This is a genomic window from Acidimicrobiales bacterium (genome assembly GCA_025455885.1).
GTDB lineage: Bacteria > Actinomycetota > Acidimicrobiia > Acidimicrobiales > Acidimicrobilacustridaceae > Rhabdothermincola_A.
The window spans coordinates 54,557-68,179 of the sequence record JALOLR010000011.1; the positions used below are offsets into that span (position 1 = coordinate 54,557).

At 72.6% G+C, this 13,623-nt stretch carries 13 protein-coding genes and 1 tRNA gene; 12 read left to right on the forward strand and 2 right to left on the reverse strand.

Annotated elements, in window-relative coordinates:
* Positions 1 to 77 precede the first annotated feature (77 nt).
* The 5 genes from topA (at position 78) to MUE36_10840 (ending at position 6,334) form a co-directional block, all read left to right on the forward strand.
* Entirely contained in the window at positions 78 to 2,876 is a 2,799-nt protein-coding gene (topA, locus tag MUE36_10820) for a type I DNA topoisomerase (protein MCU0311420.1), read from the forward strand.
* Between the two features lie 63 nt (positions 2,877 to 2,939).
* Positions 2,940 to 4,499, forward strand: coding sequence for an MFS transporter (locus MUE36_10825; protein MCU0311421.1), 1,560 nt, complete (start codon positions 2,940 to 2,942; stop codon positions 4,497 to 4,499).
* Positions 4,496 to 5,119, forward strand: coding sequence for a dTMP kinase (gene tmk, locus MUE36_10830; GenBank protein ID MCU0311422.1), 624 nt, complete (start codon positions 4,496 to 4,498; stop codon positions 5,117 to 5,119). The genes MUE36_10825 and tmk overlap by 4 nt, the downstream gene beginning before the upstream one ends.
* Positions 5,116 to 6,201: an AAA family ATPase gene (locus MUE36_10835; GenBank protein MCU0311423.1), complete on the forward strand. Its 1,086-nt coding sequence runs from the start codon at positions 5,116 to 5,118 to the stop codon at positions 6,199 to 6,201. Before tmk ends, MUE36_10835 begins: the two co-directional genes overlap by 4 nt.
* Positions 6,202 to 6,258: 57 nt before the next feature.
* A tRNA-Thr gene (locus MUE36_10840) sits at positions 6,259 to 6,334 on the forward strand.
* An 8-nt stretch (positions 6,335 to 6,342) separates the two neighbouring features.
* Here MUE36_10840 and MUE36_10845 read toward each other — a convergent pair.
* The gene (locus MUE36_10845) at positions 6,343 to 6,582 is read right to left on the reverse strand and encodes a DUF2516 family protein (protein MCU0311424.1); all 240 of its coding nucleotides are present in this window, start codon (positions 6,580 to 6,582) and stop codon (positions 6,343 to 6,345) included.
* Positions 6,583 to 6,617: 35 nt separating this feature from the next.
* Entirely contained in the window at positions 6,618 to 7,151 is a 534-nt protein-coding gene (locus tag MUE36_10850) for a nitroreductase family deazaflavin-dependent oxidoreductase (protein MCU0311425.1), read from the reverse strand.
* Between the two features lie 111 nt (positions 7,152 to 7,262).
* On the opposite strand from MUE36_10850, the gene MUE36_10855 reads away from it, so the two are divergent.
* The 7 genes from MUE36_10855 (at position 7,263) to folE (ending at position 13,597) form a co-directional block, all read left to right on the forward strand.
* Positions 7,263 to 7,868, forward strand: coding sequence for a sigma-70 family RNA polymerase sigma factor (locus MUE36_10855; protein MCU0311426.1), 606 nt, complete (start codon positions 7,263 to 7,265; stop codon positions 7,866 to 7,868).
* A gap of 2 nt (positions 7,869 to 7,870) precedes the next feature.
* The gene (gene rsrA / locus MUE36_10860; protein MCU0311427.1) at positions 7,871 to 8,167 is read left to right on the forward strand and encodes a mycothiol system anti-sigma-R factor; all 297 of its coding nucleotides are present in this window, start codon (positions 7,871 to 7,873) and stop codon (positions 8,165 to 8,167) included.
* A 173-nt stretch (positions 8,168 to 8,340) separates the two neighbouring features.
* Positions 8,341 to 9,414, forward strand: a complete 1,074-nt coding sequence (locus tag MUE36_10865) for a zinc-dependent metalloprotease (protein ID MCU0311428.1) — start codon at positions 8,341 to 8,343, stop codon at positions 9,412 to 9,414.
* A gap of 4 nt (positions 9,415 to 9,418) precedes the next feature.
* Positions 9,419 to 10,318, forward strand: a complete 900-nt coding sequence (gene tilS, locus MUE36_10870; GenBank protein ID MCU0311429.1) for a tRNA lysidine(34) synthetase TilS — start codon at positions 9,419 to 9,421, stop codon at positions 10,316 to 10,318.
* 39 nt (positions 10,319 to 10,357) lie between these two features.
* Positions 10,358 to 10,897, forward strand: coding sequence for a hypoxanthine phosphoribosyltransferase (hpt, locus tag MUE36_10875; protein MCU0311430.1), 540 nt, complete (start codon positions 10,358 to 10,360; stop codon positions 10,895 to 10,897).
* A gap of 151 nt (positions 10,898 to 11,048) precedes the next feature.
* Entirely contained in the window at positions 11,049 to 12,896 is a 1,848-nt protein-coding gene (gene ftsH / locus MUE36_10880) for an ATP-dependent zinc metalloprotease FtsH (protein ID MCU0311431.1), read from the forward strand.
* Complete coding sequence (gene folE / locus MUE36_10885) at positions 12,893 to 13,597, forward strand: GTP cyclohydrolase I FolE (protein MCU0311432.1); 705 nt, start codon at positions 12,893 to 12,895, stop codon at positions 13,595 to 13,597. The genes ftsH and folE overlap by 4 nt, the downstream gene beginning before the upstream one ends.
* Positions 13,598 to 13,623 lie beyond the last annotated feature (26 nt).

Genomic DNA, 13,623 nt, shown 5'->3' on the forward strand with positions numbered 1-13,623 from the left:
CCGAAGGGGGATCCCGTGGGCCGACGTTGCGGGGGGCGCATTGACAGCAGCGGCGCCGTGCTCCCAACCTTTGCGCCATGGCAGGACCCCTGGTCATCGTCGAGTCGCCGGCAAAGGCGAAGAAGATCCAAGCCTTCCTGGGCGACGACGCCCAGGTGGCCGCCGCGCCCACGGTGATGGCGTCGATCGGCCACGTCCGCGACCTCGCCCGGCGGGCCAAGGAACTGCCGCCGGCCGTCCAGAAGGAGCGCTGGGCCCGCCTCGCCATCGACACCGACAACGGCTTCAAGGCCTACTACGTGGTGCCGGAGAACAAGAAGAGCGTGATCGCCGATCTCCGCCGGGCGCTCAAGGGGGCCGACTCGCTGTACCTCGCCACCGATGAGGATCGCGAGGGCGAGGCCATCGCCTGGCACCTCCTCGAGGTGCTCAAGCCGCCGCAGACCATGCCGGTGCACCGCATGGTGTTCCACGAGATCACCGCCCCCGCGATCCGGGAGGCCTTCGAGCACCCCCGCGAGCTCGACAACCGCATGGTCGACGCGCAGGAGACCCGCCGCCTCCTCGACCGGCTCTACGGCTACGACGTGTCGGAGGTGGCCTGGAAGAAGGTCAACCCCGGCCTCTCCGCAGGGCGTGTGCAGAGCGTGGCCACGCGTCTCGTCGTCGAGCGCGAACGGGAGATCATGGCGTTCGTCGCCGCCGGCTACTGGGACCTCGAGGGCACCTTCGCGGCCGCCGGCACCGCCGAGTCGACCTCGTTCGGAGCCAAGCTCGTCGCCCTCGACGGCACCCGCCTGGCATCGGGCGGCGACTTCTCGTTACAGGGGCAGCTCACCCGGGACGATCGCGTCGTGCTCGGCGAGGACGACGCACGTGCCCTCGCCGCCGAGCTCGAGCCGGCGGCCTTCGTCACCCGCTCCGTGGAGTCCAAGCCCTACCGCAAGCGTCCCTTCGCTCCCTTCATCACCTCCACGCTGCAGCAGTCCGCCGGCCGGGCGCTGCGGATCTCGGCGAAGCAGGTCATGTCGATGGCCCAGAGCCTGTACCAGGACGGCTACATCACCTACATGCGGACCGACTCCACGGCGTTGTCGGACGCCGCGGTGGCCGCGGCCCGGGCGGCGGCCACCGAGCGCTTCGGTGTCGGGTCGGTCCCCCCGTCACCCCGCTCGCACGCCAAGAAGGTGGCCAACGCCCAGGAGGCCCACGAGGCCATCCGTCCGGCGGGGGACACCTTCCGCGCCCCCGAGGAGGTGGCCCGTGAGCTGGGCCAGCCCGGCCTGGCCCGCCTCTACGAGCTCATCTGGCGCCGCACCGTGGCCAGCCAGATGAACGACGCCGTCGGCGAGACCGTCACGGTGCGCCTCGGGGCCGTCACCGCCTCCGGTCGCGACGCCGAGTTCTCGGCGGCCGGCACGGTGATCACCGACCGGGGCTGGATGCAGGTGGAGGAGTGGCGCAGCGACGACGACGAGGAGCGCCGGCTCCCCGCCCTCACCCCGGGCGACGCCCTCGACGCCACCGACCTCTCCGCCGAGGGCCACTCGACCAAGCCACCGGCCCGCTTCACCGAGGCCAGCCTCGTGGCCCGCCTCGAGGAGCTCGGTGTCGGTCGGCCGTCGACGTACGCCTCGATCATGGAGACCATCCAGAACCGCGGCTACGTCTGGAAGAAGGGCTCGGCGCTGGTGCCGAGCTGGACGGCCTTCGCCGTCACCACGATGCTCGAGCAGCACTTCGCCGAGCTCGTCGACTACGGCTTCACCCGCGACCTCGAGGAGGTCCTCGACGCCATCTCCGCGGGCAGTGCGGAGATGGTCCCCACGCTCGAGGACTTCTACTTCGGCCCCGTCGGCGTCGACGGCGAGCGCCACGGCGGCCTGCGCGACCTGGTCACCGACCGCCTCCCGGAGATCGATGCCGCCGCCATCAACTCGTTCCCCATCGGCGAGGACCCGAACGGTGTCACGATCATCGCCAAGCCCGGCAGGTTCGGACCGTACGTCCAGCGGGGCACGGACACGGCGAGCATCCCCGACGACCTCCCTCCCGCCGACCTCGACGCCGCCCGCGCGCTGGAGCTGCTGTCCATGCCGAAGGGCGGCAAGGTCATCGGCACCGACCCCGACACCGGCCTGGCCGTGTTGGTGCTGAACGGGAAGTTCGGCCCCTACGTCCAGCTCGGCGAGGTCGACGAGGCACCCGACGGCAAGCCGAAGCGGGCGTCGCTCTTCGCCGCCATGGACCCCCACGAGGTCGCCCTCGACGACGCGCTGCGGCTCCTGTCGATGCCCCGGGTCGTGGGCGTCGCCCCCGACGGCGACGAGATCCGGGCCCAGAACGGCAAGTTCGGTCCGTACCTCACCAAGGGCGACGACGGCAAGGACAGCCGGAGCCTCGCTACCGAGGAGGACATCTTCTCGGTCACACTCGACGAGGCGCTCCGGCTCTTCGCCGAGCCCAAGCGCCGGGGCCGGGCGGCCCCGAAGCCCCCGCTGGCCGAGCTCGGTCCCGACCCGGTGACCGGTGCCCAGATGGTGGTGAAGGACGGGCGCTTCGGCCCCTACGTCACCGACGGCGAGACCAACGCCTCGCTGCGAGTCGGCGACGAGCCGGCCAGCCTCAGCCCCGAGCGGGGGGCCGAGCTGTTGCAGATGCGACGGGACGCGGTCGCCAACGGCGAGGTGGGCAAGAAGCCGGCGAAGAAGACCGCGAAGAAGACCGCGAAGAAGCCGGCGAAGAAGGCGACCACGACGTCGGGTCGGGCGCGGGCCGGGGCGACGACCGGCGACGGGATCTCCTCCACCGTCGGGCGCACGGTGAAGGCCACGGGTCGCAAGCGGGCCTCCGCGAAGCCGCCGCCCCGGGGCTGACCGGCGGCGACGGGCCCGTCGAGGTACCAGGGCCGGACGACCCGCGGGTTCTAGGGTTTGCCGGTGGCCGTGCCGCGCCCCGAGCCGGGCCTCCCCGACGACCCCGAGCACGGGGACGACGCCACCGCCGAGCGCGGCGGTCCCGACGGCGCGGTGGTGACCTCGGACCACGCCGACACCGGATCCGTCTTCCCGGCGGCATCGAACGACCGACCGGGATGGCACGTCCGGCTCTTCGGCTCCCACGAGTTCTTCCGCCTGTGGCTCGTCCAGGTCGTCTCGGCGACCGGTGACTGGCTCGGCTTCTCCGCCATCATCGTGCTGGCCACCCGCATCGGCGGCACCGCCGGCGCAGGTGCGGTGTCGCTCGTGATGGCCGCCCGCATCATCCCCGGGTTCTTCTTCGGTCCCGTCGCCGGTGTGCTCGTCGACCGCTGGGACCGCAAGAAGGTCATGGTCGCCTGCGACGTGGGCCGGGCGGTGGTGCTGGCCTCGTTGCTCTTCGTCGACTCCATCGTCGGGCTGGTGATCGCCTCCCTGCTGCTCGAGGTGTTCACGCTGCTCTGGTCACCGGCCAAGGACGCCGAGGTGCCGAACCTCGTGCCCCACGACCACCTCACGACGGCCAACTCGCTGTCGCTGGCGGCCGCCTACGGCACGTTCCCCTTCGCCAGCGCGCTGTTCGCCCTGCTGGCCGCCGTCTCGGTGTGGCTGGGCGACGTCCCGGCGCTGGCCTTCCTCGACAGCGACCAGGTGGCGCTGGCCTTCGTCGTGGATGCGTTCACGTTCCTCTTCTCGGCGTGGATGATCCACCGCCTGACGTTCGGCCAGACACCTCCCCCGGACCCCGAGACCATGCGGACCCGGGCGGTGGCCGGTTCCGAGAAGCGCGAGATCAAGGCGGCGCTGCGCCGCACCCTCGGCGAGCTCCGCGAGGGCTGGCGGGAGATCCTCGACAACCACACCGTCCGGGCCGTCAACCTCGGCCTGGCCTGTGGGCTCATCGGCGGCGGGATGCTGATCCCGCTCGGTGCCGTGTTCTCCGCCGAGGTGCTCGGCGCCGGCGCCGCCGGCTACGGCCTGTTCATCACCGCCCTCGGGTTCGGGGTCGCCGTCGGGGCCGTGGGGGTGTCGTTGCTGCAGAAGCGGCTCCCGGCCGGACGGGTCTTCACCACCTCGCTGTTCGCCGCCGGCCTGGCGCTGTTCGCCGCGGCCTCCTCCTCGACGCTGCCCGTGGCGGCGGCGTTCGTCTTCCTCATGGGCGTCTCGGTGGGGCCGGTCTACGTGCTCGGCTTCTCGATGCTGCAGACCGCGGTCCCCGACGACAAGCGGGGCCGCGTCTTCAGCTCGCTCAACACGCTCGTGAGACTGTGCGTGCTGGTGTCGATGGTGGTCGGGCCGCTCGTGGCGGCGCTGCTGGGGCGGATGTCGACCGCCCTCGTCGGCGGCGAGGTCACCCTGCTCGGCGTCACGATCCCGGTGCCGGGGGTCCGCCTCGCCCTCTGGCTGGCCTCGGCGATCATCATCGGCGCCGGCGTGGCGGCGTGGACGGCCCTCCGCGCCGGTGAGCGCATCCTGCGCGCCCGGGCGTCGTCGCACCCGTCGCGGTACTCCCGTCCGTGAGCACCGAAGCGACCCGGGGTCGCTTCGTGGCCTTCGAGGGCGGCGAGGCGTGCGGGAAGAGCACCCAGGCGGCGTTGCTGGCCGACGCCCTGGGCGCGGTGCTCACCCGTGAACCGGGCGGCACGACGATCGGGTCGGTGCTGCGCGGGCTCGCCTTGTCGCCCGACACCGTCGGCCTCGACCCCAGGGCCGAGGCGCTCGTCATGGCCGCCGATCGGGCTCAGCACGTCGCCGAGGTGGTGCGCCCCGCGTTGGTGCAGGGTCGCCACGTCGTCTCGGACCGCTTCGCCGGCTCCTCGATCGCCTACCAGGGCTACGGGCGGGGCCTCGGTGCCGACGAGATCCGCCGGCTGTCGGCGTTCGCGGTCGACGGGGTGTGGCCCGACCTCGTCGTGCTGCTCGAGGTGCCGGCGGCGGTCGCCGCCGAGCGCCTCGGGGGCGACCTCGACCGGATGGAGGCCGCCGGCGCGTCGTTCCACGCCGCCGTGGCCGACGGCTTCCGTCGTCAGGCCGAGGCCGATCCCGACCGGTGGGTCGTGCTCGACGGGTCCCGTCCCGTCGACGAGGTGCGTGACGCCGTGAACGCCGCCGTGCGCGAGCGGCTACAACTCCCCGGGTGAGCGGCTCCGAACCCCTGACCGCCGACGGGACCGGTCCCGACGTCTGGGGCGACGTGATCGGCCAGGCCGCCGCGGTCGCCGAGCTCCGGGCCGCGGTGGCGTCACCGGTGCACGCCTACCTCCTCGTCGGGCCCCGGGGCAGCGGGAAGCGGGCCCTGGCCCGGGCGTTCGCGGCGGCCCTGCTCGCTCGTGGCCACACCGGCGACGAGGCCGTCCGTCACGCCACGCTGGCGCTGGCCGAGGCCCACCCCGACCTCAACGTCGTCGAACGGACGGGGGCGTCGATCAGCGTCGAGCAGGCCGACGAGATCATCGGCCGGGCGTCCCGGGCGTCCGTGGAGGGTGGCCCGAAGGTGCTGGTGCTCGACGAGTTCCACCTCGTCACGACGGCCGGACCGAAGCTGCTCAAGTCGATCGAGGAGCCGCCGGAGGGGACCGTCTTCCTCGTCCTCGCCGACCGCCTCACCCCCGACCTGGTCACGATCGCCAGCCGGTGCGTGCGCGTCGACCTCGGCCCGGTGCCCGAGCCGGCCATCGTCGAGCGGCTGGTCGCCGAAGGGGTCGACCCGGCGCGGGCCGCCGACGCCGCCCGGGTCGCCGTCGGCGACCTGCGCCGCGCCCGGCTGTTGGCGGTCGACGAGCGGCTGTCGCTGCGTCGTCAGGCCTGGCACGCCGTGCCCGACCGTCTCGACGGCAGCGGTGGCACGGCCGTCGTGGTGGCCGACGAGCTGCTGGCCATGATCGCCGACGCCATGGCCACGCTGGCCGAGGCCCACCAGGCCGAGCTCGCCCAGCTCGAGGAACGGGTCGCCGCGACGGGGGAGCGGGGAGCGGGGCGGACCGAGATGGTGGCCCGCCACAAGCGCGAGGAGCGGCGCTACCGCACCGACGAGCTGCGGGCCGGGTTCACCGAGCTGGCGCGTCGGTACCGCGACACGATGGCCGCCTCCGAGCGACCCGGCGCGGCGATGGAGGCGATCGCGGCGATCACCGCGCTGGCCGACGAACTGGTCCGCAACCCCAACGAGCGCCTGCAGCTCGTCGCGCTCCTCGTCCGGCTGGGCCGCCTCCGGGCGCGGTGAACCCGCCGCGGTTCGCGGTTCGGTCCGCCCGCCCACGGCGCTACCATCGCCGGACCCGCCCGGGTAGCTCAGACGGCAGAGCAGCTCACTCGTAATGAGCAGGTCAGGAGTTCGATTCTCCTCTCGGGCTCCAGGGGTCGGTCAGACCGCGGCCAGCTCGGGGCGAACCTTGCGCAGGTAGAAGATCGACAGGGCCAGGCTGGCCGGCCAGCACGCCACCGGGGCGACGACGGTGACGATGACCCACAGCATCTTGTTGTGGTCGATCGCCTTGAACGTGTGCTTCGGGCGCCGGACCACGTCGACGAGGCAGAAGACGGCCAGGCCGAGCGTCGCCAGCGCGGCCACGAAGAAGGCGGACTCCTGGAACCCGATGTTCACGCCGGCAGGTTAGTGGGGCGCCTCGCCCCCCGGTTTCAGGAGCGCTCGGGCGGCCGGGTGGCCTCGAGCACGAAGATCCGGATCTCGCGGTCGGTCACGCGCTGCTGGTACGTGCCGTAGCCGCCGTAGATGCTCGCCGACGCGGCCCATACCGAGGCCCGCTCGGCGTCGGTGGCGGGGCGCGCCGTCGCCGCCACCGCGCGCCCACGGAACTCCACCGTGGCGTGCGGGTCGGCCTCGAGGTTGTGCACCCACGCCGGCGTCCGGGACTGCCCGAAGTTCGTGCCCAGCAGCGCCAGGTCGTCGCCGACGGGCACCGAGATCAGCGGGGTCAGGCGGGGGGCGCCGCTGCGCCGGCCGGTCGTGGTGACCATCAGCACCGGCAGTCCGGCCAGCACGGCGGGGAGGCTGGTCGCCCCCTTGCTCACCCGGTGGACGATCCGGTCGAGCGGGGGAAGGGCCTTCGAGAAGGTCCACGCCCCGGGGCGGGTGGCGCCGAGGCGCTGGTTGAGGCGCTGGAAGGCGTTCGGCGGCCGGTGCCGGTAGCCGAGCTCGGTGGCGAGTCCCATCGTCGTGACGCTACCCACCCCGCCGCGGGACCCCGTCGACGCCGGGTGACCGGGGGGATTCGCTGGTAGAACGGTCCGGTGGCCGACCAGGCGGAGTTCGCGGAGCAGGCGATGGAGTACATGCCCGCGTTGTACGGCGCGGCCATGCGCATGACCCGCAACCCCGCCGACGCCGAGGACCTCGTCCAGGAGACCTACCTGAAGGCCTACCGCGGTTTCGGCGGCTTCCAGCAGGGCACCAACCTCAAGGCCTGGCTCTACCGCATCCTCACCAACACCTTCATCAACTCCTACCGGTCGAAGAAGCGACGGCCCGACGAGACCGAGCTCGACGAGGTCGAGGACCTGTACCTGTACCGCCGTCTCGGCGGCCTCGAGGCGGCGCAGGCCGGTCGCAGCGCCGAGGACGAGCTCATGGACTGGTTCACCGACGTCGAGGTGAAGGACGCCCTCGAAGCGCTCCCCGAGCAGTTCCGGATCGCCGTCCTGCTCGCCGACGTCGACGGGTTCTCCTACAAGGAGATCGCCGAGATCCTCGACATCCCGATCGGCACCGTGATGAGCCGGTTGCACCGGGGAAGAAAAGGCCTCCAGAAGCAGTTGTACGAGTTCGCACTGGCCCGTGGACTCACCGATGCGCCCCCCCCGGGGCCCACGGACGCCCCCGAGCCGAGAGAACCCGCCCCCACCGCCTCGATCCCCACGGACGTCGACTGAGCATGGCCGATCACGATCACGATCACGACCAGCCCTCCCCCTGCGAGCAGGCGCTCGCCGAGCTCTACACCTTCCTCGACGGTGAGCTCACCGACGCCAAGCGGTCCGCGATCGCCTCGCACCTGGAGAGCTGCAACCCGTGCGTCGAGATCTTCGACTTCGAGGCCGAGCTGCGCATCGTGGTCAGCACCCGGGCCGTCGAGGAGGTGCCCGACGCCCTGCGGCTGCGGATCACCCAGACCCTCACCGCGCTGGCGACCGACGACACCGGCGGCGACGCCCCCGCCGCCGCATTCTGACCCTCGGCCCGGTCGTTCTAGGATCCCCGCCATGGAACTCGCACTGGGCGTCGTCTGGACCTTCTGGATCTCGGTGGCGCTGGTCCTCGGCACCATCCTCCTCGTCGCCGGCATCCTGGCCATGTACGTGATGAAGGTCGTCGTCCCCAAGTACCCCAAGCGGTGAGCTGACCGTGGCCGGCGCCGTCGACTGGGCGTTCGCCGAACGGGTCGCCGTCCGCCGCTGCGGCCGCGACCCCTTCGCCGAGTCGTACCACTACGACTCCCTCGCCCCCGACTTCGCCGAGTACACGGCGCGCGCCGAGGACCTCGTCGCCTCCGAGACCGGGCTGCGGTCCCTCGCCGGCCCCGCCCGGTCCCGGGTCACCGACCGCGAAGGGTGGATCCGCGCCAACCTGGCGTCGTTCCAACGGCTGTTGCGCCCGTTGCTCGACCGGTTCGGCGAGCGGGTGGGGTCGAGCCCGCTGCTCCCGGTCACGTCGCGCTTCGCGGGAGCCGAGCTGGGCCTGGTGCTCGGTTGGATGAGCACCCGGGTCCTCGGCCAGTACGACCTCCTGGTGATCGAGGAGGAGCGGCCCCTCGACCAGGACCTCGTGTACTACGTCGGTCCCAACGTCCTGGCCCTCGAGAAGCAGTACGGCTTCCCGCCGGCGGAGTTCCGCATGTGGCTGGCCCTCCACGAGGTCACCCACCGGGCGCAGTTCACCGGTGTCCCGTGGCTCCGTGAGCACTTCATCGGGCTCGTCCACCAGACCCTCGACGCCGTCGAACCCGATCCCGATCGCCTGTTCGGCGCCCTCGACCAGCTCGTCACCGCCGTGCGCCAGGGCCGCAACCCGCTCGCCGACGGCGGTGTCATGACGCTCCTCGCCGGCCCCGAGCAGCGCGCCGTCCTCGACCAGGTGGGCGGGTTGATGAGCCTGCTCGAGGGCCACGGCGACGTCACCATGGACCGCGCCGGCACCGAGCTCGTGCCGAGCGCCGAGCGGTTCGGGCGGGTGCTGCGCCAGCGCCGCCAGTCCGCCACCGGCCTGGCCAAGCTCCTCCAACAGCTCATCGGCCTCGAGGCCAAGCTCGAGCAGTACGCCCAGGGCGAGGCGTTCATCGAGGCGGTCGAGGCCCACGGCGGCCAGGACTTCCTCAACCGGGCCTGGGAGGCACCGGCCAACCTGCCCAGCCGGGCCGAGATCCGCGAGCCCCGCCTCTGGATCGAGCGGATCGACGCGTTGCTCCCCGCCGCCGGCTGACCCGGTGGCACGCCCGGCCGAGCCCGAGCTGCTCGGACGTTGCCGCTTCCCCCCGCCGGGCACGGCGCTCGTGTGCGGGGTCTCGGGCGGGGCCGACTCGCTCGCCCTGCTCGTCCTGGCCGTCGCCGCGGAGTGCGTGGTGACCGCCGTCCACGTCGACCACGGCCTGCGCCCCGGCTCGGGCGACGAGGCCGATCTCGTGCGCTCCGTCGCCGCCGGGCTGGGCGCCGCCTTCCGGGCCGAGCGGGTGCAGGTCGACGCGGGGCCGAACCTCGAGGCCCGGGCCCGTCGGGCGCGCCACCGCGCCCTCGGCCCCGACTGCGCCCTCGGCCACACCGCCGACGACCAGGCCGAGACGATCCTCGTGAACCTGTTGCGCGGCGCCGGGCTCGACGGTCTGTCCGGCATGCGCCCCGGTCCCCGCCATCCGATCCTGGCGCTGCGCCGCCGTGAGACCGAGGCGCTGTGCGCACGACACGGTCTCGTGCCCTTCGCCGACCCCGGCAACGCCGATCCCGCCTTCCTCCGCAACCGCGTGCGTCACGAGGTGCTCCCGCTGCTCGCCGACCTCGCCGACCGGGACGTGGTCCCGGTGATGGGCCGGCAGGCCGACCTGCTGCGGTCCGTCGCCGACCACCTCCGTCAGGAGGCCCGCGCCCTCGATCCCACCGACGTCGCCGACCTCGGGGCCGCCCCCGAGGTGGTGGTCCGCGTCGCGCTGCGGGAGTGGTTGCGCCCCACCGATCCCGACCGCCATCCCCCCGACGCGGCGACGGTCGACCGGGTCCTCGACGTGGTCGCCGGCCGGGTCCGGGCCACGCAGGTGGGCGGGGGTTGGAAGGTGGCCAGGACCGCGGGGCGCCTCCGGCTGGAGCGAACCGACGGTGTCCCGCCCGTGGGGTAGGGCGGGCCTGACGCCGGCGCTGCGCTACGTTCGCCGCTCGTGCCCCCCTCCGACGACCCGGACCTCGGCGAGCTGGCCATCGGCCCCGACGAGCTCCAGCAGCGGATCGAGCAGCTCGGCGCGGAGATCACCGTCGACTACCAGGGTCGGCGCCCCCTGTTGATCGGCGTGCTGAAGGGGGCGGTGATGTTCATGGCCGACCTGGCCCGCGCCGTCGACCTGCCCGTCGAGCTCGACTTCATGGCCGTGTCCTCTTATGGCAGCGCCACCAAGACCAGCGGGGTCGTCCGCATCGTCAAAGACCTCGACGCCGACCTCACGGGGCGCGACGTGATCGTGGTCGAGGACATCGTCGACAGCGGGCTCACGCTCAACTACCTGTTGAAGAACCTCGCCACCCGGCAGCCCGCCACCCTCGAGGTCTGCGCGCTGATCGTCAAGGAGGGCCAGCAGAAGGTGGAGCCGAACCTGCGCTACGTCGGGTTCCGGCTCCCCAACACCTTCCTGGTCGGCTACGGGCTCGACGTCGCCGAGCGCTACCGCAACCTTCGCGAGGTGCGCACCTACCTGGGTCCGTAGCGGAACGGGCCCGGCTGCTCGGACCGGATCGGGCGTCGCTAGCCTCGGTCGCACCGTGTCCGAGAAGCCCGCCCCCAGGAGATCCAGGTCCCGGCGCCGATGGCTCGTGCCCGCAGTGGCCGTCGTCGTCCTCGCCGCCGTGGTGGCGTTCGTGGCGCTCCGTGGCGGGCCGGGGCGCACCGACATCGACCTCGTCCGGTACGAGGAGCGCATCGCCGCCGGCGAGGTGGCCACCGCCGAGATCCAGGACCGCGACAACACCGTCCAGGGCGAGCTGACCGACGGGACCCGCTACGAGGTCGCCTACCCCAACGACTACGCCGAGGCCCTCACCACCCAGCTCGTCGACGCCGGGGTGGAGATCCAGACCGACAACCAGGCCGAGTCGCTCCTCACCCAGCTGCTCTTCCAGCTCCTCCCGGTGGTGCTGCTCGTCGGCGCCTTCCTGTGGCTCATCACGAGCATGCAAGGTGGCGGCGGGCCCATGGGTCGGTTCAGCAAGACCAAGGCCCGCAAGGCCGAGAAGGACCTCCCCGTCGTCACGTTCGCCGACGTCGCCGGGTGCGACGAGGCGATCGAGGAGCTCGCCGAGATCCGCGACTTCCTCGCCGAGCCCGACCGCTTCATGGCCATGGGCGCCAAGATCCCCAAGGGCGTCCTGCTCTTCGGTCCCCCCGGCACCGGGAAGACGCTCCTGGCGCGGGCGGTGGCCGGCGAGGCGGGGGCGCCGTTCTTCTCCATCTCGGGGTCCGACTTCGTCGAGATGTTCGTCGGGGTCGGCGCCAGCCGGGTGCGCAACCTCTTCGAGCAGGCCAAGGCCGAGGCCCCGGCGATCATCTTCGTCGACGAGATCGACGCCGTCGGCCGGCACAGGGGGGCCGGGCTCGGCGGCGGTCACGACGAGCGCGAGCAGACGCTCAACCAGCTCCTCGTGGAGATGGACGGCTTCGACGTCAGCGCCGGCGTGATCATGATCGCCGCCACGAACCGGCCCGACATCCTCGACCCCGCGCTGCTGCGCCCGGGTCGCTTCGACCGCCAGATCGTGGTCGACCAGCCCGACCTGACCGGCCGCGAGGCGATCCTCGCCGTGCACGCCAAGGGCAAGCCGCTCGCCGACGCCGTCGACCTCGGCCTCCTCGCCCGCCGCACGCCCGGCTTCACCGGTGCCGATCTCGCCAACCTCCTCAACGAGGCCGCCCTCCTCGCCGCTCGCCGGGGGGAGACCAGCATCTCGATGGCGGAGTGCGAGGAGGCCATCGACCGGCTCCTCGCCGGACCCGAACGGCGCAGCCGGGTCATGACCGAGCGGGAGAAGCGCATCATCGCCTACCACGAGAGCGGCCACGCGCTCGTCGGCCACGTGCTCCCCAACACCGATCCCATCCACCGGGTGTCGATCGTCTCGCGCGGCCGCGCCCTCGGCTGGACGCTCGCCCTGCCGGTCGAGGACCGCCTGTGGCACACCCGCGCCGAGCTCGTCGACCAGATGGCGATGCTCCTCGGCGGGCGGACGGCCGAGGAGCTCATCTTCGGCGACCCGACGACGGGGGCCTCCGACGACATCAAGCGGGTCACCGAGATCGCCCGGGCCATGGTCACCCAGTACGGGATGAGCGACGCGCTCGGCACCCTGCAGCTCGGGCGACGCAGCGGGGAGCCCTTCCTCGGGCGCGACGTGGCCGGCGAGCCCGACTACAGCGAGGAGGTGGCCGCGGCGATCGACGCCGAAGTGGCCCGGTTGGTCGCCGAGGCCCGCGCCGAGGCCCGCGAGATCCTCACGTTGCACCGCAGCACCCTCGATCGCCTCGCCGACGCCCTCGTCGAGCACGAAACCCTCGGCGATGCCGAGCTCGCCGACCTCCTCGCCGGCGCCGACTCGGTGTCGACGGACGACCCGCCCCGCCCCGGCGTCGGGAATGAAGCGGGCACGGGGGGTGCTGACCACCCTCGAGTGAGCCGGTACCAGGCCGGTCCCGCGTGGGAGCCAGAGCGATGACCAACGACCAACTCGTCGACCCGCCCGTGGAGCAGGACGATCTAGGGTCGTTCCCCGTGCCACCCTTCGACGAACCCGAGCTGGTCCGGGCCCCCCGCCCGGTCCCCGCCGCCGCCGACCCGTCGGACCTGCCCCCGGTCGACCTGCCCCGGATCGAGGCCGCCGTGCGCGAGATCCTGGTCGCCATCGGGGAGGACCCCGACCGCGACGGGCTGCTCAACACCCCCGGGCGGGTCGCCCGGATGTACGCCGAGGTCTTCTCCGGCCTCCGCGAAGCACCCGACTCCCACCTCAAGGTCGTCTTCGAGGCCGAGCACGACGAGATGGTGATGGTCCGCGACATCGCCCTCACCTCGATGTGCGAGCACCACCTGGTGCCGTTCATCGGCAAGGCCCACGTCGCCTACATCCCCAACGAGGACGGTCGGGTGACCGGGCTGTCCAAGCTCGCCCGCCTGGTCGACTCCTACGCCAAGCGGCCCCAGGTCCAGGAGCGGCTCACCGCCCAGATCGCCGACGAGATCGAACGGACCCTCCAACCCCGGGGCGTGCTCGTCGTCGTCGAGGCCGAGCACCTCTGCATGTCGATGCGGGGGGTGCGCAAGCCCGGTTCCTCCACCGTCACGTCCGCCGTGCGCGGCCTCTTCCGCGACAGCACGGCCACGCGGTTCGAGGCCATGCGCTACATCGAGCGGTCCTGAGCGAGCAGGACGCCGGCCCGTCGGGG

Excerpts from the sequence above, each read along its gene's own strand:
- folE (MCU0311432.1), top strand. The coding sequence starts at position 12,893 with ATGACCAACGACCAACTCGTCGACCCGCCCGTGGAGCAGGACGATCTA.
- rsrA (MCU0311427.1), top strand. The coding sequence starts at position 7,871 with ATGGCCGATCACGATCACGATCACGACCAGCCCTCCCCCTGCGAGCAG.
- topA (MCU0311420.1), top strand. The coding sequence starts at position 78 with ATGGCAGGACCCCTGGTCATCGTCGAGTCGCCGGCAAAGGCGAAGAAG.
- MUE36_10850 (MCU0311425.1), bottom strand. The coding sequence starts at position 7,151 with ATGGGACTCGCCACCGAGCTCGGCTACCGGCACCGGCCGCCGAACGCC.
- MUE36_10855 (MCU0311426.1), top strand. The coding sequence starts at position 7,263 with ATGGAGTACATGCCCGCGTTGTACGGCGCGGCCATGCGCATGACCCGC.